Annotated in this window: 23 protein-coding genes; 13 read left to right on the plus strand and 10 right to left on the minus strand. The window is 70.5% G+C overall.

Annotation, left to right across the window (positions count from 1 at the left end):
- The first annotated feature begins 358 nt into the window (after window positions 1-358).
- From AB0I43_RS11220 to AB0I43_RS11240, 5 genes are all read left to right on the plus strand, one after another.
- Complete coding sequence (locus AB0I43_RS11220; protein ID WP_357431801.1) at window positions 359-3154, plus strand: hypothetical protein; 2796 nt, start codon at window positions 359-361, stop codon at window positions 3152-3154.
- Window positions 3155-3259: 105 nt separating this feature from the next.
- Window positions 3260-4507: a hypothetical protein gene (locus AB0I43_RS11225; RefSeq protein ID WP_356970720.1), complete on the plus strand. Its 1248-nt coding sequence runs from the start codon at window positions 3260-3262 to the stop codon at window positions 4505-4507.
- Window positions 4508-4535: 28 nt separating this feature from the next.
- Window positions 4536-4802, plus strand: a complete 267-nt coding sequence (locus tag AB0I43_RS11230) for a hypothetical protein (RefSeq protein WP_356970719.1) — start codon at window positions 4536-4538, stop codon at window positions 4800-4802.
- A gap of 136 nt (window positions 4803-4938) precedes the next feature.
- Complete coding sequence (gene htpX, locus AB0I43_RS11235; protein WP_356971412.1) at window positions 4939-5787, plus strand: zinc metalloprotease HtpX; 849 nt, start codon at window positions 4939-4941, stop codon at window positions 5785-5787.
- On the plus strand, window positions 5784-7700 hold the full coding sequence (locus tag AB0I43_RS11240) for an N-6 DNA methylase (protein ID WP_356970718.1): 1917 nt from the start codon (window positions 5784-5786) through the stop codon (window positions 7698-7700). Before htpX ends, AB0I43_RS11240 begins: the two co-directional genes overlap by 4 nt.
- On the opposite strand, the gene AB0I43_RS11245 is transcribed toward AB0I43_RS11240, so the two are convergent.
- From AB0I43_RS11245 to AB0I43_RS11260, 4 genes are all read right to left on the minus strand, one after another.
- Window positions 7697-8326, minus strand: a complete 630-nt coding sequence (locus AB0I43_RS11245; RefSeq protein WP_356970717.1) for a TetR/AcrR family transcriptional regulator — start codon at window positions 8324-8326, stop codon at window positions 7697-7699. The genes AB0I43_RS11240 and AB0I43_RS11245 overlap by 4 nt on opposite strands.
- A 101-nt stretch (window positions 8327-8427) precedes the next feature.
- Window positions 8428-8631 carry a hypothetical protein gene (locus AB0I43_RS11250; RefSeq protein WP_356970716.1) on the minus strand — a complete coding sequence of 68 codons (204 nt, stop codon included), beginning with the start codon at window positions 8629-8631 and terminating at the stop codon, window positions 8428-8430.
- Between the two features lie 159 nt (window positions 8632-8790).
- A complete protein-coding gene (locus tag AB0I43_RS11255) occupies window positions 8791-9306 on the minus strand; it encodes a gamma carbonic anhydrase family protein (protein WP_356970714.1) in 516 nt (171 codons plus the stop codon).
- A gap of 25 nt (window positions 9307-9331) precedes the next feature.
- The gene (locus AB0I43_RS11260; RefSeq protein ID WP_356970712.1) at window positions 9332-10291 is read right to left on the minus strand and encodes a helix-turn-helix domain-containing protein; all 960 of its coding nucleotides are present in this window, start codon (window positions 10289-10291) and stop codon (window positions 9332-9334) included.
- A 71-nt stretch (window positions 10292-10362) separates the two neighbouring features.
- Here AB0I43_RS11260 and AB0I43_RS11265 point away from each other — a divergent pair, with 71 nt between their 5' ends.
- Together AB0I43_RS11265 and AB0I43_RS11270 are read left to right on the plus strand one after the other, a co-directional pair.
- On the plus strand, window positions 10363-11130 hold the full coding sequence (locus AB0I43_RS11265; protein WP_356970711.1) for an MBL fold metallo-hydrolase: 768 nt from the start codon (window positions 10363-10365) through the stop codon (window positions 11128-11130).
- Window positions 11131-11239: 109 nt separating this feature from the next.
- A complete protein-coding gene (locus AB0I43_RS11270; RefSeq protein ID WP_356970710.1) occupies window positions 11240-11626 on the plus strand; it encodes a hypothetical protein in 387 nt (128 codons plus the stop codon).
- A 4-nt stretch (window positions 11627-11630) separates the two neighbouring features.
- Here the strand turns inward: AB0I43_RS11270 and AB0I43_RS11275 are convergent, their stop codons facing one another.
- On the minus strand, window positions 11631-12254 hold the full coding sequence (locus tag AB0I43_RS11275) for a helix-turn-helix domain-containing protein (protein WP_356970708.1): 624 nt from the start codon (window positions 12252-12254) through the stop codon (window positions 11631-11633).
- Window positions 12255-12330: 76 nt separating this feature from the next.
- Here AB0I43_RS11275 and AB0I43_RS11280 point away from each other — a divergent pair, with 76 nt between their 5' ends.
- Window positions 12331-13722, plus strand: coding sequence for an MFS transporter (locus AB0I43_RS11280; protein WP_356970706.1), 1392 nt, complete (start codon window positions 12331-12333; stop codon window positions 13720-13722).
- A complete protein-coding gene (locus tag AB0I43_RS11285; RefSeq protein WP_356970705.1) occupies window positions 13722-14630 on the plus strand; it encodes a hypothetical protein in 909 nt (302 codons plus the stop codon). Before AB0I43_RS11280 ends, AB0I43_RS11285 begins: the two co-directional genes overlap by 1 nt.
- Before the next feature lies 1 nt (window position 14631).
- On the opposite strand, the gene AB0I43_RS11290 is transcribed toward AB0I43_RS11285, so the two are convergent.
- Both AB0I43_RS11290 and sigJ read right to left on the minus strand, forming a co-directional pair.
- Window positions 14632-15186, minus strand: a complete 555-nt coding sequence (locus AB0I43_RS11290) for a hypothetical protein (RefSeq protein WP_356970703.1) — start codon at window positions 15184-15186, stop codon at window positions 14632-14634.
- 159 nt (window positions 15187-15345) lie between these two features.
- Window positions 15346-16284: an RNA polymerase sigma factor SigJ gene (sigJ, locus tag AB0I43_RS11295; protein ID WP_356970701.1), complete on the minus strand. Its 939-nt coding sequence runs from the start codon at window positions 16282-16284 to the stop codon at window positions 15346-15348.
- Between the two features lie 204 nt (window positions 16285-16488).
- Between sigJ and AB0I43_RS11300 the strand changes: the two genes are divergently transcribed.
- Entirely contained in the window at window positions 16489-17409 is a 921-nt protein-coding gene (locus AB0I43_RS11300) for a cobalamin biosynthesis protein (RefSeq protein ID WP_356970700.1), read from the plus strand.
- Window positions 17410-17414: 5 nt separating this feature from the next.
- Here the strand turns inward: AB0I43_RS11300 and AB0I43_RS11305 are convergent, their stop codons facing one another.
- Genes AB0I43_RS11305 through AB0I43_RS11315 form a run of 3 tightly spaced genes read right to left on the minus strand, consistent with a single transcriptional unit; the run spans window position 17415 to window position 19383 of the window.
- Window positions 17415-18032 carry a hypothetical protein gene (locus AB0I43_RS11305; RefSeq protein WP_356970698.1) on the minus strand — a complete coding sequence of 206 codons (618 nt, stop codon included), beginning with the start codon at window positions 18030-18032 and terminating at the stop codon, window positions 17415-17417.
- Window positions 18033-18049: 17 nt separating this feature from the next.
- On the minus strand, window positions 18050-18895 hold the full coding sequence (locus AB0I43_RS11310) for an SURF1 family cytochrome oxidase biogenesis protein (protein ID WP_356970696.1): 846 nt from the start codon (window positions 18893-18895) through the stop codon (window positions 18050-18052).
- The gene (locus tag AB0I43_RS11315) at window positions 18895-19383 is read right to left on the minus strand and encodes a low molecular weight protein-tyrosine-phosphatase (RefSeq protein WP_356970694.1); all 489 of its coding nucleotides are present in this window, start codon (window positions 19381-19383) and stop codon (window positions 18895-18897) included. The genes AB0I43_RS11310 and AB0I43_RS11315 overlap by 1 nt, the downstream gene beginning before the upstream one ends.
- Before the next feature lie 163 nt (window positions 19384-19546).
- On the opposite strand from AB0I43_RS11315, the gene AB0I43_RS11320 reads away from it, so the two are divergent.
- The 3 genes from AB0I43_RS11320 to AB0I43_RS11330 are packed head-to-tail and all read left to right on the plus strand — an operon-like array spanning window position 19547 to window position 21965.
- Window positions 19547-19741, plus strand: a complete 195-nt coding sequence (locus AB0I43_RS11320; protein ID WP_357431804.1) for a hypothetical protein — start codon at window positions 19547-19549, stop codon at window positions 19739-19741.
- A 17-nt stretch (window positions 19742-19758) separates the two neighbouring features.
- Window positions 19759-20808, plus strand: coding sequence for an Rv2231c family pyridoxal phosphate-dependent protein CobC (gene cobC / locus AB0I43_RS11325; protein ID WP_356970691.1), 1050 nt, complete (start codon window positions 19759-19761; stop codon window positions 20806-20808).
- A gap of 35 nt (window positions 20809-20843) precedes the next feature.
- Window positions 20844-21965 carry a Nif3-like dinuclear metal center hexameric protein gene (locus tag AB0I43_RS11330; protein ID WP_356970689.1) on the plus strand — a complete coding sequence of 374 codons (1122 nt, stop codon included), beginning with the start codon at window positions 20844-20846 and terminating at the stop codon, window positions 21963-21965.

Raw genomic sequence — 21965 nt, forward strand, 5'->3', positions numbered from 1 at the left:
GTGGCGCGCTAAACTGCCGCGATCTCGAATGTCATCTCTGTAATTCCGGAGGCGGTTCGGAAGCCGCGCGAAAGCCTGTTTCCCCGGTCGTGGCCGCTTTGTGTTCCCATTCGACACCGAGTGGTGTGAACCCCATTTGCCGGAAACCGGCACCGATATCCGAATTCGGGTGCAATATATGTGCCTCTCGTACGCGGAACACGAGGTCAGGATGCCGAATGGTGGCCAAAACGTTTCCTGGACAAAGTGTGCTGCTGTGTTTGAATGACCGGGTGCGCAGGTATATCGAAATTCTCTCCAAGGCCCACGGATAGGAATGCGGGCAAAAGGCCGGGACAAACTGATCAATGGAGGCATCATGGCCAACAGCGAACGCCGTAAGCCAATGGACGAGCCGATGCGTGTAGTCGACAAGGGGGTCGACCGGCCCTACACCGTGGAGCGCCTGGTCGAGCATCCCGTGGAAAAGGTCGTCGACAAGCCGGTGCGGATGGAGCGGGTGATCGAACGGCTCGTCGTGGACACCGTCGATCAGGTGGTGGACAAGCCGGCCCGGGTCAGCCGCATGGTGGAGCGGCCGGTCGTCACGGTGACCGACGAGGTGCGCGACAAGCCCGTGAAGATCAGCCGGGTGGTGGAGAAGCCCCGCGTCACCGTCACCGATCAGGTGGTGGACAAGCCGGTCACGGTCACCCGTCGCGTGGAGAAGCCGGTGGTGCGCGTAGACGATCAGGTCGTCGACAAGCCGGTCACGGTGACCCGCACTACCGAGAAGCCCGTGGTCACGGTGAACGATCGGGTGATCGACAAGCCGGTCACCCTGACCCGGACCACCGAGAAGCCCGTCGTGACCATGACCGACCGGGTGATCGACAAGCCGGTCACCGTCACGCGCACGACCGAGAAGCCCGTGGTCACGGTGAAGGATCAGGTCGTCGACAAGCCGATGACGGTGGGTCGCCGGATCGAGAAGCCGGTGGTGACGGTGACCGATCAGGTGGTGGACAAGCCGGTTTCGGTGACGCGCCGGATCGAGAAGCCGAAGGTCACGGTGACCGATCAGGTGGTCGACAAGCCGATGACGGTCGGTCGCCGGATCGAGAAGCCCGTGGTCACCATGACCGATCAGGTGGTGGACAAGCCGGTCACCGTGACCCGCACCGTCGAGAAGCCGACCGTCACGATGGCCGACAAGGTCGTCGACAAGCCCGTGCGGCTGGAACGCACGATCGAGCAGCCGATCGTCAACATCGTCGACAAGGTGTCCAACAAGCCGGTCGAGGTGCAGCGCCTGGTCGAGAAGCTCGTGGTCAACATCGTAGACAACGTGCAGAACCGTCCGGTCGAGGTGCAGCGCCTGGTGGAGAAGCTGCTCGTCGACATCAAGGACAACGTCGTCACCAAGCCCGTCACCGTGGAGCGCCGGATCGAGAAGCCGGTCGTGAACGTGGTGGACAAGGTGGTCGAGGTTCCCGTGCAGAAGTTCGTGGAGCGGATCGTCGAGAAGCCGGTGGAGAAGATCATCGAGCGGGTGGTCGAGAAGCCGGTGGAGAAGGTGGTCGAGAAGATCATCGAGGTGCCCGTCGAGCGCATCGTCTACAAGACGGTGGAGAAGCCGGTCACCCGGACCGTCGAGCTGACGGTCGAGAAGCCGGTGATCAAGACCGTCGAGGTGCCGCGCGAGGTGGTGATCGAGAACATCGTGCAGCGCCCGGTGGAGAAGGTGGTCGACCGCGTCATCGAGAGCGTGGTGGAGAAGCCGAACATCATCGAGAAGACCGTCGATCGTCCGGTGGACAAGGTGGTCGAGCGGGTGGTGGAGAAGCCGAACATCATCGAGAAGACCGTCGACCGTCCGGTGGACAAGGTCGTGGAGCGGGTGGTGGAGAAGCCCAACATCATCGAGAAGGTGATCGACCGGCCCGTCGAGCGCATGGTGCAGAAGGTCGTGGAGAAGCTCAACGTGGTCGAGAAGGTCGTCGATCGTCCGGTGGACAAGGTCGTCGAGCGAATCGTGGAGCGCCCCAACATCATCGAGCGCACCATCGACAAGGTCGTCGATCGCATCGTGGAGCGGGTCGTCGAGAAGCCGAACATCATCGAGAAGACCGTCGATCGTCCGGTGGACCGGGTCGTGGAGCGGGTGGTGGAGAAGCCGAACATCATCGAGAAGACCATCGACCGTCCGGTGGACAAGGTGGTCGAGCGGGTGGTGGAGAAGCCGAACATCATCGAGAAGACCATCGACCGCCCGGTCGACAAGGTCGTCGAACGCGTCGTCGAGCAGCCCAACATCGTCGAGAAGACGGTGAACCGAAATGTCGATCAGGTGGTGGAGAAGGTTGTCACCAACCCGAACGTGGTCGAGAAGGTGGTGAACCGCAACGTCGATCAGGTGGTGGAGAAGGTTGTCACCAACCCGAACGTCGTGGAGAAGGTGGTGAACCGCAACGTCGATCAGGTGGTGGAGAAGGTTGTCACCAACCCGAACGTCGTGGAGAAGGTCGTGAACCGCAAGGTCGACCACGTCGTGGAAAAGGTTGTGGAACAACCGAACATCATCGAGAAGACCATCGATCGGCCGGTGGACCGGATCGTGGAGCGGATGGTCGAGAAGCCGAACATCATCGACAAGGTGATCGATCGCCCGGTCGACAAGGTCGTCGAGAAGGTCGTCGAGCGACCCAAGATCGTGGAGAAGACCATCGAGAAGCCGGTCGAGAAGGTGCTCGAAAAGACCGTCCAGGTGCCGCGCCTGGTCGAGCGGGTCGTCGAGAAGCCGGTCGATGTGCTGGCCGAGCGGATCGTCGAGAAGCCGGTGGAAAAGATCGTTGAGGTTGTCGTCGAAAAGCCGGTGTTCGTGCACAAGTACGTGGACAAGGCGGTCGAACGGGTCGTGGATCAGGGCCAGGAGACCGTCACCACGGTGGTGCACGAAGAGCAGGGGCCGGCGCGGGAGGTGCAGGCGGTGGTTCACGAAGGCGAGCCCCGTGACACTCAGTTCATCGAGCGTCGCACCGGCAAGCATCCCGCCGGCGGCATCCTCGGCAAGGCGTCCGACGTCCTGCCGAGTGAGGAACTCGTTCAGGACCCGCGCTCGCCTCGAGCGCAGGACCGCGACGACGCCGATCGGGATCATCGCCAGCGTCACTGACGATCCCTGCGGGCGGTGGTGATCCGACCGGATCGAGGGAAGGCCGCCGCCCGCAGCACCACCCATCCGAAATCACATCCATACCCTTGACAAAGGAGTTTGGTGATGGTGAAACAGATTTCCTCCGCGACAACCACTTCCGGTACGCGTAAGGATTGGCGAACCCGCGGGTTCGCGCTCGGCGCCCTGGTGTTCGTGGCTTCCGGCGCCGCGCTCGGCGGTACCGCCTACGCCCAGGACGGCGTCTCCGAAGACGCCACCAAGGCGATCGACGCCCGCTACTCCGATTTCGGCGGCGCCGGTTCGTTCTGTGGCCAGCCGACGGGCGCGGCCAGCGCGGTCGCCGGTGGCGCCATGCGCGCCTACCAGGGCTGCAACATCTACTACTCGACCGACACCGGCGCGAAGGTGATGTACGGCGAGATCCTGGCGAAGTACCAGGCGATGGGCGGACCCGAAGGCTCGCTGGGCTTCCCGACCAACGACGAGAGCGGCACCGGTGACGGTGTCGGCCGCTTCAACAACTTCGCCGAGGAGGGCGGGGCGGCCATCTACTGGAGCCCGCCCAACGGCGCGCACGCCGTGGAGGGCAAGGTGCTCGACGCCTGGCGCGCCAGCGGCGGCGTGGCCGGACCGTTCGGTTATCCGACCGCGGACATGACCGATGTCAACGGCCTGATGACCGGCACGTTCGCCGGCCCCGGCGGCACCGAGATCCAGTGGTCGGAGGCCAACGGCACCGTCACGGTGCCCGCCGATCTGGCCGCGAACCTACCTGGCTTCAAGGCGCCGAACATGCCCAATATGGAGGCGCCCGCCGCACCGGCCGTCCCCGGCGTCCCGAATCCGGACGCTCCCGACGTGTCCGCGCCGGCCGTGGACGCCGACACCTCCTCCGGCGGCATCAACCGGTGGTGGGGTGTGCCGATCGGCCTGGCCATCACCGCGGCCGCCGGTGCGGTGCTCGGCCTGATGGGCCGCCGCCCGGCCACCACGGCACGGGTGGACCGGCCGATGCCGACCCGGCCGGTGGCGCCCGCCGCCCGGCCGACCACGCAGCGCATGCCGGAGCCGCCGCGCCCGGCCGCGCCGCCGCGGCCGGAGTACAAGGGTCCGCGGGTGGACGTGCCCAAGACCCAGCCGTGGACCACGGCCCGGCCGGCCTACGAGGCGCCGAAGGCGCCGACTCCGCCGCGGGTGACCGAGCGGGACGCTCCGATGACCACCGGCAAGCACGCCTTCATGGGCGACAAGACCGGCGATACCGACATGACGGTCACCTACGAGAACAACGCGGTCGGCTCCAACCAGCGCAGCTGGGAGGACAAGAGCGATTCCGATCCCCATCGTTAGACCCACCCCCTGAGTAGGAGGCACTGCCATGGAATGGATTCTCGGTCTTCTCGCGGGACTGATCGGCGGTAACCTGGCCGGCGCCAAGAGCAATCTGGGTATGGCCGGCAACAGCGCCCTGGGCGCCGTCGGCGGCGGCATCACCGGCGCCATCATCCAGGCGGCGACCAGCAGTGGCCTGGACTTCGGGCAGGTACTCGGCCAGGTCGCCGGCGGCGGCGTGGTCGGTGCGATCGTGACCGCGGTCGGAGCCATGATCACGCGCGGTCGTGGCACGGGTACCCATACCCGCTGACCGATTCCGACGACATCGGCGCGCCCGCGGCAACTCGGGCGCGCCGATGCGCGTTTCCCCGGCCCCATCGACAACCCACCGAGACGAGGCAGCCGTGAATTCGAACGGGTGGAAGACCTTCGCCCTGCTGGTCGGCATGTCGGCGCTCATCGTGTTCGTCGGAGCGCTGTTCCGCAACACCACCATCCTGGTGCTGTCGGTGCTGCTGGCGATCGGCATGAACGCCTACACCTACTTCAACAGCGACAAGCTCGCGCTGCGGGCGATGCAGGCCCGGCCGATCGGCCCGGACGAGGCGCCGCAGATCCACCGCATCGTGGGCGAGCTGGCCGCGGCGGCGGGGCAGCCGATGCCCCGGCTCTATGTGAGCCCGGCGAGCACGCCGAACGCGTTCGCGACCGGACGCAATCCCGCGCACGCCGCGGTCTGCGTGACCCAGGGCATCCTGCAGATCCTGGACGAGCGGGAGCTGCGCGCGGTGCTCGGGCACGAGCTCTCACACGTCTACAGCCGCGACATCCTGACCGCCTCGATCGCGGGCACCATGGCCGCGATCATCTCCGGCATCTCCCAGCTGGCGCTGTTCTCCGGCATGCGCGGTGACGGCCGGGCGAATCCCCTGGCGATGCTGCTGGTGTCGCTGGTCGGCCCGCTGGCGGCGACCGTGGTGAAGATGACGGTCTCGCGGACCCGGGAGTACGAGGCCGACGCCGACGGCGCGCGCCTGACCGGCGACCCGCTCGCGCTGGCCTCGGCGCTGAGCAAACTCGAGAGCGGCATCGCGGTCGCCCCGCTGCCGCCCGCGCCGAAGCTCGCCTCCCAGGCGCATCTGATGATCGCGAATCCGTTCGGTGGCCGGCCGAGCCGGATGGGGCGGATGTTCGCCACGCACCCGCCGATCGCGGACCGCATCGCGCGGCTGCGCAAGATGGCCGGTCAATCCGGGACGAACCCGGGTTCGCCTGGGGCACAATCCCAGCCATGAGCGTGGCGCGGGAGCGCAAACGGCACGGACGGCACTACACGCCGCCCGTGCTGGCGAGTTTCCTGGCGGCGCGGTTGCTGGCGCATGTGCCGTCCGGGGGCGTGCTGCGGGTGCTGGATCCGGCCTGCGGGGACGGTGAACTGCTGCTGGCGGTGCGGCGTGAGGCCGCCGCCCGGCTGCCCGGCGTGCGGCTGGAACTGAGCGGCTACGATCTGGACGGGACGGCGGTGGCGCGCGCCCGTGACCGCGCCGGCAGCGGAATCACCTGGCACAGTGGGGATTTCCTGGCCGCGTCGGCGGATCTCGCGGACGGCGCGTTCGACGCGATCATCACCAACCCGCCCTATGTGCGCACCCAGCAGCTCGGCGGCACCACCGCGCGGCTGCTGAGCCGCCAGTTCGGGCTGAGCGGGCGGATCGATCTCACCCACCCGTTCGTGGCGGTGGCCGCGCGGCTGCTCGGCGCCGGCGGGGTGCTCGGATTGCTGTGCGCCAACCGGTTTCTCACGACCCGGGCCGGGGCCAACGTGCGCGCGATCCTGCGGGCGGAGCTGGCGCCCGTGGAACTCTACGATCTGGGGGACACCAAGCTGTTCGAGGCGGCGGTCCTGCCCGCGGTCACGATCGCCAAGCGGGGTATCGAGCCGGGCGCGTGCCGCTTCGCCTCCGCCTACGAAGCCGAGGGCGTCGCCGGTGCGCGGGATTTGTTCGACGCGTTGACCGGGGAATCGGGGTGCCTGGTCGGGCACAACGGGCGTACCTTCGCGATCGAGGTCGGAACCCTGTCCACGGGGCAACCACCGGCCGGATCGCTACCCCGCGAGCCCGCCGCGGGGAACCCCGGGGGTCGCGACTTCATTGAACGCACGGCGGCACCTCGGGCCTCGGCTGATCCGCCTCAGGTGCCTCGGGCCGCCGCGGGAACCCAGGGCCCGGGCCTGCCCCGGGAACCTCACGCCTCGGGCTCGCTCCCGGGAGTCCAGGCCCCCGGCCCGCACCGGCAGCCCCGGGCCTCGGGCCCGCACCGGGAAACCGCGGCGGCGATCCGTGCCCGGTCATCGCCGAACGCCGAATCGCTTGCCGGACAACAGCATCGCGACCACGCGGACATCGGGGCCTGGCGCATGTCTCGACCCGAGCTGGACGCGTGGCTGGCCGGTGTCGAGGCGGCGACCTGGAAGACCTTCGGGGAGGTGGGCCGCATCCGGGTGGGCATCAAGACGACCGCGGACCGGGTGTTCATCTCCGATCGCTGGCCGCACGTCGATCCGTGCCCGGAGCCGGAACTGCTGTTCGATCTGATCACCCACCACGATCTGGAGCCGTGGCGGATCGCGCGGGCCCGCGACACCCGCGTGCTCTATCCCTACGACATCACCCAGTCCCGCCGGATCCCGGTCGATCTGCGCGAGTTCCCCGGCGCCGCAGAATATTTGCAGAACCATCGGGCGCTGCTCGCCGGGCGCAAGTACGTGATCGAGGGCGGGAGGGAGTGGTTCGAGATCTGGGTGCCGCAGCGTCCGCACCTGTGGCAGGTGCCCAAGCTGGTGTTCCCGGACATCAGCGTGCGGCCGCGCTTCGCCTTCGACCGCTCCGGCGCGGTGGTGAACGGCGACTGCTACTGGATCTCGCTGGCCGACATCGGCGCCGAGCGGATCGCCTATCTGCTGATGGGCGTGGCGAATTCGGCGCTCGGACTGCGCTTCTACGACGCGGTGTGCGGCAATCGGCTGTACTCGGGGCGGCGGCGCTGGATCACCCAGTACGTCTCGCGGCTGCCGGTGCCCGACCCCGGGTCCCGCGCGGCGGCCGACATCGTCGGTCTGGTGGGGGAATTCGTGGACGGCAGGCCGCTGGACGCGGGTGCGCAGCAGGTGCTGGACGAGCGGGTGGAACTGGCGTTCGCCGGTTAGGGCGTGCCGGCGGCGAGGTGGCCGCCGACCATGGGCAGCAGGGTGCGGCGGGCGAATTCGCGGCCCGCGGCCGGATCGGCGAGCGGGATCAGGCCGTCGGGGGTGAGGGCCAGCGACTGCGCCAGCCGGGCCATCACCTCGGCGACCAGGTCGGCGTCGAAATCGCCGTCAGCGGGACGCAACTCGCGCAGCTTCGCGGCGAGGTAGGTGCGGCCGACGGCCAGGATGGGCCCGGCGTCGGTGGTGAGGCGGGGCAGGATCAGGTCGGGTTCGGTGCGCAGCAGGCGGCGCAGCAGCTGGTTGCCGGCGATCGCGGCGATGAAGGCGACGAAGATCTCGACCAGCTGCTCGTCGGGGCTGCCGTCGACGCCCTGCACCGCCTTGTCGATCTGGGCGACGAAGCGCTGCGCCTCGCGCACGCTGACCGCCTCGACCAGGTCGTTCTTGGATTCGAACCGCCGGTAGAGGGTGGCGGGACTGATACCGGCCCGGCGGGCGACCTCGCCCATGCTGGTGCGCTTGATGCCGAAGTCCAGGAAGGCCGACAGGGCGCTCTCCAGCAACTTCTCGCCATCGCTGACGGGCTTTTCCAGGATGCGCTGCAGGATGGACGGGACGTTGGGCATGGGGCTCCAGTCGGTTGCCGGATGGTGTGCCCGCGGCGACGGTGCGGGTGCGGGGCACTCATTATTTCACCGGCACCGTCGATCCGACGGACGCTCTCGCCCTAACCGCGCGGTAGGTCGAAGGCGGCCATTTCCTGCTCGATCGCGTTGGCCGCGAAATCGATGCCGCTGGAGCGCAATTCGTGCACGCGCCGCTGCAGCGCCTCGATTCCGCCCGGCTGGGCCGCGATATCGGCCACGCTGAGTCTGTCGGCCGCCGTCCCCCTGGTCCGCGCCTTCGGTCGGTGCAGTTCCCCGTAAGCCACCGTGCTACCTCCTGCCATACACGCCTCGCCCAGATATGTCCCCGGGGCGGACGGTTCAACGTCTCGGCAAAAGCCCCCGGGACGCCGGGCACGCAGGCAAAATGTTATCAGCGGTTCCTACTGGACGCTTGATCAGTGTGGCCTGTCTCACACCAATCTTCACACAGTCTTCGCATCCCGGTGCGCCGCCGTGTTGTGCAGATAGACCGCGCAGTTGAGACGGATCCGATCCAGCTCGGGTTCGGTCAGCTCGCGCCGCACCTTGCCCGGCACACCGGCCACCAGCGAGCCCGGCGGAATCTGCGCGCCCTCCGGGATCAGGGCGTTGGCCGCGATCAGGCTGCCCGCGCCGATCACCGCGCCGTTGAGCACCGTCGCGCCCATACCGACCAGCACGTCGTCGCCGATCGTGCAGCCGTGCAGGATCGCGTTGTGCCCCACCGAAACTCCCGCGCCCACGGTGAGCGGCATGCCGGGGTCGGCGTGCAGCACACAGCCGTCCTGGATGTTGGTCCTGGCTCCGACGCTGATGTCCTCCAGGTCGCCCCGCAGTACCGCGCTGTACCAAATGCTCACCTCGGCGGCCAGGCGCACGCGCCCGATCACGGTCGCGTTCGGCGCGAGCCAGGCCGACGGGTCAATCTCCGGCGCCACGCCGCCGATCTCGATCATCATGCTTGGCAACTTAGCCTGCCCCGGGCTAGGCCACCGAGGCGCGGCGGAACAGCGCGCGATGGGCGGCCGGGCTGGTGCCGAGGATGCGATGGAAGTGGTGGCGCAGGCTGACCGCGGTGCCGAAACCGGTGTCGGCGGCGACGCGGTCCATGGTGTCGTCGGTGGTCTCCAGCAGCAGTCGGGCCCGGTCGGTGCGTTGCAGGAGCAGCCACTGCTGCGGGCTGGTGCCGGTGCGGTCGCGGAAGCGGCGGGTGAAGGTGCGCCGGGACATCAGCGCCACCGCGGCCCAGCGGTCCAGATCGATCGGGTCGCCGAGATGTGTTCGGGCCCAGAGCATTGCGTGCTCGATCGGATCGTCGTCGGCGGCGTCGGGGACGGCGACCGGGATGTACTGGGCCTGCGAGCCGCTGCGGTGCGGTGCGGTGACCAGCGCGCGGGCCAGGTCGGTGGCCGCGCGGCTGCCCAGATCGTGGCGCACCAGGTGCAGGCAGCAGTCCAGGGCGGCGGCGACGCCGGCCGAGGTGATCAGATCGCCGAGATCGGACCACAGCGTCTCGGCGCGGACCCGCACCGCGGGGTAGGCGCGAGCCAGCTCCTCGGCCGAGGACCAGTGCGTGGTGATCTCGCGCCCGTCGGCCAGACCGCTGGCCGCGACCGCCCACGCGCCGAGGCACAGGCCGACGACGCGGGCGCCGGCGGCGTGCGCGCGGTGCAGGGCGGCGCGCAGCTCGGGAGAGATGCCCGCGCCCCGGATCCAGCTCGGGATGACGATGGTGTTCGCGGTATCGAACGACTCCAGCCCGTGCTGCACGTGGATGTCGAAACCCGCGGGGGTGCGCAGGATTCCGGGTTGCTCGGCGCACACCTCGACCGTGTACGGGCCGTCCGCCGCCCGGCCCGCGCCGACGCGGCCGAAGACCAGGCTCGGAACGGAGAGATGGAACGGGCTGATGCCGTCGAAGGCGAGAACGGCGACGCGGTGCATGGCCCGATCTTAGCGAAACATGACTCGCGGGCCACTATTCGGTGGAGCTGCGGCGGCGCAGGATCGTTCCCATGAGCGAGACGATCGAACGCACCAGCCTGCACGCCCTGCACGTCGGCGGCCCCACCCTGCGGTTCCGCTACGGCGGACTGACCTGGCTGACCGACCCCACCTTCGACGAGCCGGGCGACTACCCGGGCGGCGTCGTGCTGCACAAGCTCTCCGGTCCCGCGGTGCCGGTCGAGCGGATCGGGCCGATCGACGTGGTCCTGCTGTCGCACGATCAGCACGCCGACAACCTGGATCACTCCGGGCGCGCCCTGCTGGCCTCGGTCGAGACGGTGCTGTCCACGCCGGACGCCGCCGAGCGCGTGGACGGCGTTCGCGGCCTGAAGAATTGGGAGACCACGCGCCTGGGCGCGGCGACCGTGACCGCGGTGCCCGCGCTGCACGGGCCGGAAGGAGCCGAGGCGCTCAGCGGCGTCGTCACCGGGTTCGTGCTGCAGGCCGCGGGCGAGCCGACGGTCTACATCTCCGGCGACAACGCCTCGGTCGACCTGGTCGGTGAGATCGCCGAGCGCATCGGCCGCATCGATGTCGCCGTGCTGTTCGTCGGCGCGGCCAATCCGGGCCGGTTCGGCGACACCGACGTCACCCTGAACGCGCGCACCGCCGCGCAGGCGGCCGAACTGCTCGGCGAGGCCGTCATCGTCCCGGTGCACGGCGAGGGCTGGGCGCACTTCACCGAGACGCTCGAGCACCTGGCGCGCACCTTCGAATACGCGGGCCTGGCGGGCCGATTGCGCGTTCCGCCGCTCGGGCAGGAGATCGCCGTCTGACCACCCGAGGCCGCGGCGGCACGCCGCCGACCGGGCGACATGGCGAAATCGCCAGGGCGCGAGGACACTGAAGGCGAACGCCGACGTCGCGATCAGGGAGCACAACGCCATGGCAAACAACGGCCCGTTCGGAATCGATCCGGAAGACTTCGAACGCGTGCTGCGCGAGGTGGGCGGCGAATTCCGCGACAAGCTGGAGCAGGCCGGCAACTACATCGACCGCGGCAGCCTCAACGCGCTGGCCGGTCTGCTCGGGCAGTTCACCCAGCAGCAGCCCCGCCCCGCCGAACCCAAGCCGGAGCCGCCGACCACGGGGGAGACGGGCAGCGGCGTCTGGGCGATCTACACCCTCGACGCGGACGGCACCGCGCGCGTCGATCAAGTCTTCCCGAACGAACTCGAGGCGTTGCGCGCCCATCGCGACAACACCGACAGCAGCCGCCGGGTCCGGTTCCTGCCGTACGGGGTTCCGGCCGGCGTGCTGGACGCGGGCTGAGAGTTCAGGGCAGCAGCTGGCGCACCAGCGCGTCCGTGGCCCAGGCGGTCCATTCCCCGGGGGTCCAGCCGCGTTCGCGGACCAGCAGGTGATAGGTCTCGGGGGCGAGAACGGCCAGCGCGATGTCGGCCGCGCGGGCGGCGTCCAGTCCGCCGCGCAGGGGGGTTTTGGCGGCGAGGGCCTCGGCGAGCCGTAACTGGACCAGGTGGCGCTGGGTGAGATTGGTGCGCCAGAGGTCGGCGAGTTCGGGATCGGTGGCGGCGGCCGCGCGGATCACCTCGAGCAGCGGGCTGACGCGGGCGAAAATCGTTGCGGCCATGGCTACCTGGCGTTCGATCTGGTCGGCGGGCGCGGCCGCCACGGCCTCGGTGAACCAGGGGCGGTCCAGGGTCGCGATCGGCGCGGTGTCGCCGGCGATCTCGATATCGAGCAGCTCGGACAGGATCGCGCGTTTGGTCGCGAAGGTGAAGTAGAGCGTCTGCACCGCCATGCCCGCCTGTTCGGCGATGGCTTTCATCGTGGTCGGCGTGTATCCGCGCGTGGTGAACAGTTCCCGTGCCGCGTCCAGCATCTTGGCCCGGTTGGCCGTCGTCTTGGCGGCTCGGGTGCCGCTGTTCTGTCCTGCCATGCCTGCGATCGTACTTGACTAGAGCGCTACTTCAGTGAAACTCTCACTAGAGTACTGCTCTAGCGAGAGGCGAGAAATGAAGGGCAAGGGCAATTTCGGGGCGCGGGATCGCGTGATCCTGATCCTGATCACCGTGGTGGAACTGGTCGTCTTCCTGGATACGACCGTGCTGAACGTGGCGCTGCCCAGCATCGGCGCCGATCTCGGCCTGGGGGAGGCGGGCCTGGGCTGGGTCACCAATGCCTACCTGCTGGCCTTCGGCGGATTCATGCTGCTCGGCGGGCGGGCCGCCGACCTGATCGGTCCGCGCCGCGTCTTCGCCGCGGGGATCGTGGTGTTCACGCTCGCTTCCGCGCTGGCCGGATTCGCGAGCACGGCGGCGGTGCTGATCGCCGCGCGAGCGCTGCAGGGCGTCGGTGCGGCCGTACTGATCCCGGCGCAACTCGCCCTGCTCACCAAGTCGTTCACCGAAGCGCCCGCCCGCAACCGCGCCTTCGGGGTGTGGAGCGCGATGGGCGCCGCGGGCGCGGCCCTGGGCACCGCGGTGGGCGGGCCGCTCACCGACCTGTTCGGCTGGCCGTCGATCTTCCTGATCAACGTGCCGGTCGGTGTGCTGGCGCTGGCGTTCGTGCGGGTGCTGCCGCGGGACCGGATGCGCGACGGCGCGGCGCGCCGCGGGCTGGACGTGCCGGGCGCGGTCACCGGCACGGCCGGGTTGCTGATCCTCGGGTACGCGGTCGGCGCACTGGGCCGGCACCCCGGGCGGGCGAGCGCGCTGCTGGCGCTCGGCGTGCTGCTGCTCGGCGGCTTCCTCGCGCTCGAGGCGCGCAGCCCGCGGCCGCTGATGCCGTTGCGGCTGTTCTCGATTCGCCAGGTCAGCGGGTCGGCCGTGGTCAACGCGCTGGTCGGCGCGGCGCACGTGCCCACCTTCGCGCTGCTGGCGCTGTATCTGCAGAACACCCAGGGCTACACCGCGACCGAATCCGGGCTGGCGGTGCTGCCGGTCGCCCTCGTCAACATCGCCGTCTCCCGCACGCTGATCCCGTTCGCGCTGGACCGGCTCGGCGCCTGGCGGGTGCTCGCGGGCGGGCTCGGGGTGCAGGCGCTGGCCATGGCCTGGTTCGCACGGTTGCCCGAGCACGCGAGCTACGCGATCGATGTGCTGCCGGGCGCGGTGCTGCTGGGCCTCGGACTGCCCGCGGCGTTCGTCGGGGTGACCGCGCCGGCGGTGGCCGCCGTCGACCAGGCCGATACCGGGATCGCGGCGGGGATCGTGAATACCGCACAGCGGGTCGGATCCGGGCTCGGCGTCACCGCGCTGCTGTTGCTCGCGGAGTCGACGGGGGACCACCGGACCGGATTGAACGTCGCGTTCGGGGCGGCGGCCGCGCTGGCCGCGGTGGGTGTGCTGCTGACCGTCGTACTGTTGCGGTCGGACGTGGTTTCGCGGACGAAGGCGGTGCGGTGATGCGAGTGCTGGTGCTGGGTGGGTACGGGGCAGTGGGGCGCCCCCTGGTCGAGCTGTTGCGCGCCGGCGGCGACACGGTCCTGGTCGCGGGCCGCGACGCCGCGCGCGCCGATGTCGTCGTGGATCTCGCTGCGCCGGAGCTGGATTCGTACCGGGCCGCGGCGCGGTCGGCCGATGTCGTCGTCAACGCCTCCGGGGCCGAGGATCCGCGGCTGGCGGAGCTGGCCGGGGCCCCGTTCGTGGACGTCACGGCCAGCACGGAATATGTTGCGCGGCTGCGGGAGTCGAGCCCGGCGCAGCCGGTGATCGTCGACGTCGGATTGGCGCCGGGGTTGACCAACCTGCTGGTCAGCGCGCTCGCTCCGGCCGGTCCGGTCGATCTGGCCGTGCTGCTCGGGGCGGGGGAGCGGCACGGGGCCGCGGCCACGGCGTGGACCTACGGTCTGCTCGGCCGCCACTTCACCGCCGACGATGGAATCGTGCGTAACTTCAGCCGCCCGAAGGCTTTCGATCTCCCCGGTTACGGACGCCGCCGGCTGTACCGGGCGGACTTCTCCGATCAGCACACGCTCACCCGGGACCTCGGGGTGCCGGTGCGCACCTACTTCGGGGTCGACTCCCGCCTGGCCACCGCCGGGCTGGCGGCGCTGACCTGGGTGCCGGGCGCCGCCAGAATGCCGCGCGGACTGCGTTTCCCGGGCAGCGATCACTGGATGCTGCTGGCCCGCGCGGATTCCGGGAGCGCGCTGTGGGCGCGCGGCCGCAATCAGTCGCGCGCCACCGCCGTGCTCGCGGCCGCGGCGGTCCGCCGGACCCGGCACCTCGCGGCGGGCGTGTATCCGCTGCACCGGATCATGACGCTCGATGATCTCGGTTCCGGGGCCGGCGTCGAGTTCGGGCGGCTGTAGGTCAGTGCTGGAAACGCTCGAGCCGGGGCAGCGCCGCGTCCGGCACGAGCGCCCGCGGGATGACGTAGCCGTTGGTGCCCGCGGCGTGCAGGTACACCACCTCGTCGGTGGCGATGACCTTGCGGATATCGGTGTAGCGGTGGGTGAGCGGCTGGGTGACCAGGCTCAGCTCCATCGCCTCGGGGGTGTAGCGCGCCGACATTCGCGCGCCGGGGTAGCTGTAGGCGCGGATGTGCCCGCTCGGCCGGGTCATCCGCACCACGGTGAGAACGCCGAGCCCGGCCAGCTCCAGCCCGAGCACCGCGAAGAACGCGCCGAACATCTCGCGCGGCTCGGCGCCGTCGGCGAGGAACTGGATCAGGCCGCGGGTCAGCAGGAAGACGGGAAGGACGAGCAGAATGCCCCAGCGCAGCGGTAGCCGCCAGGCGAGCAGCGCGGCGGCGCGGCTGAGCCGGGCCGCGGTGGCGCTGTCGCAGACGTAGGCCGCTTCGAGCGCCGGTTGCGGCGGCGTCTGCTCCGGCGCCTCGGGCTGACTCACCGGCTGCTGCTGAGGCATGAATCCCCCATCGTTGGTTGATGATTCGCCGCGATGGTAGACAACCCGCCGCTACCTGTCGAATCAACAAAGGTCATCAGGCGCCGACCGGGGCCGGCACTGCCTGATGACCTTGTCGATGGCCCGAATTACCGGACGGGCCAGGGAGTTTCGCCCGGGCTACTGCTCATGCAGGAAGAATGTCGGGTCACCTTCGGTGGGCAGGTCGCGGAGCTTGTCGGGGTTGCGCACGACGTCGATGGCCACGATGCGGCCCGCGTCCAGGGTGAACGAGAAGACGCCCGTGTGGGTTCCGTCGAACACGACCAGGCCCGGCGTGCCGTTGACCAGCACCGCGCGCCCCCACGCGCCCTGCGCCGACGGCGCGTGATACCAGCCCAGCAGCAGCTTGGCGACCAGTTCCGCGCCCTGCACCGGCTTCCGGATCGCGGGCACCTTGCCGCCGCCGTCGGCGGTGAGGCTGACCTTCGAATCCAATACCCCGAGTAGGGCGCTCAGGTCTCCGGAGCGCCACGCCAGCGCGAAGGCCGAGACCACCTTCTCCTGCTCGTCCGGCGAGGCCGGGAAGCGGGGCGTGCCGCTCTCGACGTGCTTGCGCGCGCGAGAAGCCAACTGCCGCACCGCCGCCGGGGTGCGGCCGACGACCTCGGCGACCTCCGGGCCGGTCATGCCGAACACGTCCTGCAGCACGAAGGCGGTGCGCTCGGCGGGGGACAGCGACTCCAGCACCACAAGCAGGGCGGTGGTGACCCGCTCGTCCTGGGAGATCCGGTCGGCCGGGTCGTCCCAGCTGGTGACCTCCGGTTCGGGCAGCCATTCGCCCACGTACTGCTCACGGCGGGCGCGCGCGGAGCCGAGCTGATCGAGGGCGAGGCGGCCGGTGACGGTGGTCAGCCAGGCCCGCAGGTTCTCGATCTCGCCGGCCTTGCCGGCCTCGTTGTGGCGGTGCAGTCGCAGCCACGCGTCCTGCACCACGTCGTCGGCGTCGGCCAGGCTGCCCAGCGTGCTGTAGGCCAGCCGGCGCAGATACGGGCGGTGCTCCTCGAACTGCCGTGCCAGCTGTGCGCTGTCGATCGGATCCGATGCCTCGCTGCTCACTTGTTCCTCGCCGTTCGCTCGGACGGCCCCCTCGGCCCGTCGTGTACACGTCATCGCTACGACGACGCACGACCCCAGAGTGTGACATCCGGTGGTCGGGCGGTCGTGGCGACACGGTCTGCAACCAACCGGGCGGTCTGTAACTTCCCGGGGTGCGGCCGGGTGGTTGTCCGCGTGCGAGGACGCGGCGGATATTCTCGGTACGTGCGTACGGGAACTTCGACCGCGGCCGGGCTGATGCTCGGGTTCGCGGTGGATCGTGCGCTGGGGGATCCGCGGCGCTGGCATCCGGTGGCCGGATTCGGCTCGGCGGCAAGCAAGCTGGAGTCGATGACCTACGCCGATCGGCGGGTCCGCGGCGTCGTGCACGAACTCGTGGCCGTCGGCGTCGTGGTCGGGCTGGGCTACGCGGCGCGGCGGGGCGGTGTGCCGGCCACCGCGCTGGCGACCTGGACGGTGCTGGGCGGTCGCAGTCTCGCGCGCACCGGCCGGGAGATGGCCGATCTGCTCGAATCCGGTGATCTCGACGGGGCCCGGGCCCTGCTGCCCGCGCTGTGCGGGCGCGACCCCTCGGTGCTCGACGCCGACGGATTGGCGCGCGCCGCACTGGAATCCATCGCCGAGAACACCTCCGACGCCACCGTGGCCCCGCTGGTCTGGGGCGCGCTCGCCGGTATCCCGGGCCTGCTCGGCTACCGCGCCGTCAACACCCTCGACGCCATGATCGGCTACCGCAACGAGCGCTACCGCAACTTCGGCTGGGCCGCCGCCCGCACCGATGACCTGGCCAACCTGCTCCCCGCCCGGGTCGCGGGCGTCCTCACCGCCGCCCTGGCCCCCGTGGTCGGCGGCCGCCCCGCCGCCGCCCTGCGCGCCTGGCGGAACGACGCCGCCAAACATCCCAGCCCCAACGCGGGCGTCGCCGAAGCCACCATGGCCGGCGCCCTCGGCGTCCAACTCGGCGGCCGCACCCAATACCGCTACGGCACCGAACTCCGCCCCACCCTCGGCTCCGGCCCACCCCCGCAGGTCCCCGACCTGCGCCGCGCCGTCCGCCTCTCCGAAGCCGTCCAACTGGCCGCCGCCCTCCTCGCCGCCGCCACCGCCCTCACCCGGTCGCCGTAACCCGGCTATCGCAGCCGGTGCGCGGCTCCGCCGCGGTGGTCGTGAAGGGTGACCTCGCCGGGGGCGCAGCGCTCCGGGCAGCCCGGCCCGTGCAACCGCAGCGTGTCCGGTGCGGTGGGTAAGGACGCGTCAGCCCGGAAGTACGCCGGATCCAGTTCGTAGGTGATGTGAAAGCCACTGCCCGGACGCTTCGACTCGATCCGCTCGAAGGGCGGCTCGGGCGGTAGACCGCCGAGTTGCTGGCGAAACCCATGACCGTCACGCCAGATCTCGGCCACGGCGTGCCGGCACAACGCAGCCACGGCGGCCGGTGCCCAGGCGTTCGGACCGATCATTCCGAAATAGCCCGGCACCGGCAGGTTCCGGTCGTCCAGCGGATCGAGTTGATCATTGCCGATCGAGAAAGCGAGGTCGGCGGTGATATCGGCGCGCACTCGAATCGGCGGCCGGAGAGAGGATCGCGGCGGTGGGTGCAGCAGGTCGCCGAGCACGGCACCCAGCACTCGGGTGGGCAGCTCCGGATCGTCGCGGCCTACGCCGAAGTACATGCCCGGCCGGCTACGGACGGACTCTCCGGCCGGCAGCACCTTGATGATTGCCGCGCTGTAGTCGCGCTTCGCCACCTCACGATCCTACCGTCTCAGCGGCGGCCGTAGCGGTCGGCGATGCGGGCTTCGCTGGTGGGTTCGGTTGTGGGGGTGGGGGTTTCAGGGGAGGACTTGGCGGCTCGGTCTTTGCGGCGTTCGCGGAGTTCGGCGTAGACGAAGTAGCCGAGGCCGAGGGGGGCCATGATGCCGAAGGCCAGCCATTGCAGGCCGTAGGAGAGGTAGGGGCCGGCGTCGAGTTGGGGGAGGGGGGTGGGGGTGAAGGCGCCGGGCTGGTCGGCGGAGAGCTGGAGGTAGCCGCCGCGGTCGCCGCCGGTGGGGATGGGGGTGAGGGGCTGGCCCAGGACGGTGGCTTCCTGGGTCGTGTCGATCGAGTAGACCTGGCGGAAACCGTCCTGGGTGAGCGGCTCCCGGCCGGGGGTGACGCCCTCGGACATGCGGACGCGGCCCTCGAGGCGCTGCACACCGGCCGGCGCGGCGGGGATCGGCGGCGGCGCGGAACTGCCGTCCAGTCCGGCGATCATGCCGCGGTCGACCAGCAGGATGTGGCCGTCGGTCAGCTTGAACGCGGCCAGCACGGCGTAGGCGGGCGCGCCGTCGAGATGCCGCAGCCGCACCAGCACCGTGGATTCCGGCACGAAAACGCCCTCCGCCGTGACGCGCCGCCATTCGGTGTGCTCGTCCTGCGTGGTGAGCAGCGTGGTGACGTCGACCGGGTCGGCGCGCACGGACTCCGCGATCAGATCGTTGCGATGCTCGGTGGCGGTGTTCTTGCCGAGCTGCCACGGCGCGAGCACGGTGAAGCACAGATAGGCGAAGGCGACGACGACCACGGCCAGGATCGCCCAGCTCGGCCGCAACAGGAAGGTGAGTTTGCGCATCAGCGGGGCCCGCCGGGAAGTTCGGCGCGCACCCAGTCGAGCAGGCCGGGGACGGCCGCCTCGATCTGCGTGCGGACCAGCTCGAAGTCGGCGGTGTCGCCGTAGTACGGGTCCGGCACGTCGGGCCCGTCGGCGTCGGGGTCGAAGCCGCGCAGCAGCGCCCGCCGCTCGGTGGGCACCCCCAGCTGCGCGAGGGCGCGCTCGTGCGAGCGGTCCAGCGCGACCAGCAGATCGGCCGACAGGTGATCCGGGCCCAGCACCGCGGCGGCGTGCCCGACGGGGTAGCCGTGGGCGCGCAGGGTCGCGGTGGTGCGCGGATCGGCGTCGTCGCCGACGTGCCACGATCCGGTGCCCGCGCTGCTCACCCGCACCCGGTCGTCCAACCCGGCCTGCCGCAGATGGTGTGCGAACATCTTCTCCGCCATCGGCGAACGACAGATGTTCCCGGTACAGACGAACGAAATATGCAGCTCACCCACGACAGCCATTCTGTCCGCACCCGCCCCGGCACCGCCACAGCGGGTCGGTGATCTGTTGCCGCGGCCACTTCCGCCCGATTTCTCCGATCTGTCGGCGTGCGTCGTAATCGGTGGCGCGCCACGCCGCCGTGACGATTGCATTAGGGGCGGTCGTTACCCAGGCTTGGCACCCATGTCCCCCGTCTGCCCGGCCTGTCAGTGGCCCTCTCCCATGCTGGTGTCCACGCATCGCTCGGTCCGCTACCTCCGCTGCGTATGCGGCGAATGGCTGGTCGCGCGCGGTGCGGTCGTGACCACCATGCCCGGCAGAGGCAGCGCCGCGGCCAGACCCGAGCACCTGGAATTGATTCCGCTGCCCGAGGAGTGACCTACTACGGTGTGCTGATGCCCGAGGACAGTGTCGATCACGCACGGCTGCGTCACCACGGTGACGTGGACGCGGAACCGGGCCTGCTCGATTTCGCGGTGAACGTGCAGGGCACCGCACCGCCGGAGTGGTTGCGCGCGCGGCTGGCCGAGGGCCTGGCCACGCTGGGCCGCTACCCGAGTGCCGCCGAGGACGCGGCCGCGCGGGCCGCGGTCGCGGCCCGCCACGATCGCGATCCGGGCGAGGTGCTGTTGCTGGCGGGCGCCGCCGAGGGGTTTACGCTCCTGCCGAAGCTGGCGCCGCGGCTGGCGGCGGTCGTGCATCCGTCGTTCACCGAGCCGGAGCTGGCGCTGCGGGAGGCCGGGGTGCCGGTGCACCGGGTGTCGTTGGAGCCGCCGTACCGGCTGGAGTCGGCGCGCGTCCCCGAGGCCGCCGATCTGGTCGTGCTGGGCAACCCGACGAACCCCACCTCGGTGCTGCACCCGGCGGCGGCGATCCACGCGCTGCGCCGGCCGGGCCGGCTCGTCGTGGTCGACGAGGCGTTCGCCGACGCGATCGCGGGCGAGCCGGAGTCGGTGGCGCGGCTGCGGGAGCCGGATGTGCTGGTGCTGCGCAGTCTCACCAAGACGTGGGCGCTGGCGGGCCTGCGCTGCGGATACTTCCTGGGCGCGCCGGAGGTCCTGGCGCGCTTGAACCACGGACGCCCGCACTGGCCGCTGGGCACGCTGCAGTTGACGGCGATCAGCGCCACCGCCGCGCCGGAGGCCGTGGCGGAGTCCCGGCGTCGTGCCGAAGTGATTGCCCTCGAACGTGATTCGATGATCGAGCGGTTGACCGAGCTGGGCGTGGGCGTGCACACTCCGGCGGCGGGCCCGTTCCTGCTGCTGCACGTGCCCGACGGCGAGCTGCTGCGCAAGCAGCTGGCGGAGCAGGGCATCGCCGTCCGGCGCGCGGACACGTTTCCCGGGCTGGGCCCGGACCACCTCCGGGTGGCCGTGCGCGGCGCGGTCGAGGTCGACCGGCTGGTCGCGGCGATCCGCGCGGTACGACACCGAGCGCGGTGGTGATAATCGCTTGAACCTAGTGCGAGGGAAGGTGAACGGTGACGACGCTGGCGGAACTCATCGGAGTGCTGGACGCGGCGTATCCGCCGAAGCTGGCGGAATCGTGGGATTCGGTCGGGCTGGTCTGCGGTGATCCCGGCGAGGAGGTGACCCGGGTCCTGTTCGCGGTCGACGCCACCGCGGGCGTGGTGGACGAGGCGATCGACTGGCGCGCGCAGGCGCTGGTGGTGCACCATCCACTGCTGCTGCGCGGCGTCGATTCGGTGGCGGCCGACACCCCGAAAGGGGCGCTGCTGCACCGCCTCATCCGTTCGGGGTGCGCGCTGTTCTCGGCGCACACCAACGCCGACTCCGCCGATCCCGGCGTCTCCGACGCGCTCGCCGCCGCGATCGGGCTCACCGTCACCGGTCCCTTGGACCCGAAACCGACCGCCGCCGTGGACAACTGGGTGATCCAAGTGCCGCGCGCGCACACCGACGAGGTCCTGGCGGCGTTGTTCGCCGCCGGCGCGGGCGGGCAGGGCGACTACCGCGAATGCGCCTCCAGGTCGGCGACTCTCGGCCAGTTCCGCCCGCTCGAGGGCGCGAATCCGGCCATCGGTTCGATCGGCGATCTGGAGCGCGTCGAGGAGGATCGGGTGGAGGTCATCGCGCCGCCCGGAGCCCGCGCCGCCGTGCTCGCCGCCCTGCGTGCCGCGCACCCGTACGAGGAGCCCGCCTATCACGTGACCGAGCGCGCCGCCCTGCCCTCCGGGGTGGGCATCGGCCGGGTCGGCACCCTGCCGGAGCCGGAAACGTTGCGCGAGTTCACCGCTCGCGTCGGGGCCGCCCTCCCGCGCACCGAGTGGGGCGTGCGGGCCGCCGGTGACCCGGGCCGCCTGATCCGCACCGTCGCCGTCTGCGGCGGGGCGGGTGATTCCTACCTGGGCAAGGTCCGCGCGCTCGGCGTCGACGCCTACCTGACCTCGGATCTGCGGCACCACCCCGCCGACGAACACCTGCGCGCGGGCGGCCCGGCCTTGATCGACGCCGCGCACTGGGCCACCGAGTTCCCGTGGTGCGGCCAGGCGGCCGAGATCGTCCGGCAGGCGTTGCCGGAGTTGGAGATTCGGGTCAGCACGCGGCGCACCGATCCGTGGACGGTCGGCGCGGGCCGCTGA

The sequence above is a fragment of the Nocardia sp. NPDC050435 genome, assembly GCF_040655395.1.
Lineage (GTDB): Bacteria > Actinomycetota > Actinomycetes > Mycobacteriales > Mycobacteriaceae > Nocardia.

Coding starts and splice junctions, on each gene's coding strand:
- cobC (WP_356970691.1), top strand. CDS start 19,759: ATGCCCGAGGACAGTGTCGATCACGCACGGCTGCGTCACCACGGTGAC.
- AB0I43_RS11270 (WP_356970710.1), top strand. CDS start 11,240: ATGGCAAACAACGGCCCGTTCGGAATCGATCCGGAAGACTTCGAACGC.
- AB0I43_RS11315 (WP_356970694.1), bottom strand. CDS start 19,383: ATGGCTGTCGTGGGTGAGCTGCATATTTCGTTCGTCTGTACCGGGAAC.
- AB0I43_RS11240 (WP_356970718.1), top strand. CDS start 5,784: ATGAGCGTGGCGCGGGAGCGCAAACGGCACGGACGGCACTACACGCCG.
- AB0I43_RS11225 (WP_356970720.1), top strand. CDS start 3,260: ATGGTGAAACAGATTTCCTCCGCGACAACCACTTCCGGTACGCGTAAG.
- AB0I43_RS11255 (WP_356970714.1), bottom strand. CDS start 9,306: ATGATGATCGAGATCGGCGGCGTGGCGCCGGAGATTGACCCGTCGGCC.
- AB0I43_RS11290 (WP_356970703.1), bottom strand. CDS start 15,186: ATGCCTCAGCAGCAGCCGGTGAGTCAGCCCGAGGCGCCGGAGCAGACG.
- AB0I43_RS11230 (WP_356970719.1), top strand. CDS start 4,536: ATGGAATGGATTCTCGGTCTTCTCGCGGGACTGATCGGCGGTAACCTG.
- AB0I43_RS11285 (WP_356970705.1), top strand. CDS start 13,722: ATGCGAGTGCTGGTGCTGGGTGGGTACGGGGCAGTGGGGCGCCCCCTG.
- AB0I43_RS11265 (WP_356970711.1), top strand. CDS start 10,363: ATGAGCGAGACGATCGAACGCACCAGCCTGCACGCCCTGCACGTCGGC.
- AB0I43_RS11275 (WP_356970708.1), bottom strand. CDS start 12,254: ATGGCAGGACAGAACAGCGGCACCCGAGCCGCCAAGACGACGGCCAAC.
- AB0I43_RS11245 (WP_356970717.1), bottom strand. CDS start 8,326: ATGCCCAACGTCCCGTCCATCCTGCAGCGCATCCTGGAAAAGCCCGTC.
- AB0I43_RS11320 (WP_357431804.1), top strand. CDS start 19,547: ATGTCCCCCGTCTGCCCGGCCTGTCAGTGGCCCTCTCCCATGCTGGTG.
- AB0I43_RS11220 (WP_357431801.1), top strand. CDS start 359: ATGGCCAACAGCGAACGCCGTAAGCCAATGGACGAGCCGATGCGTGTA.
- htpX (WP_356971412.1), top strand. CDS start 4,939: ATGTCGGCGCTCATCGTGTTCGTCGGAGCGCTGTTCCGCAACACCACC.
- AB0I43_RS11280 (WP_356970706.1), top strand. CDS start 12,331: ATGAAGGGCAAGGGCAATTTCGGGGCGCGGGATCGCGTGATCCTGATC.
- AB0I43_RS11260 (WP_356970712.1), bottom strand. CDS start 10,291: ATGCACCGCGTCGCCGTTCTCGCCTTCGACGGCATCAGCCCGTTCCAT.
- AB0I43_RS11310 (WP_356970696.1), bottom strand. CDS start 18,895: ATGCGCAAACTCACCTTCCTGTTGCGGCCGAGCTGGGCGATCCTGGCC.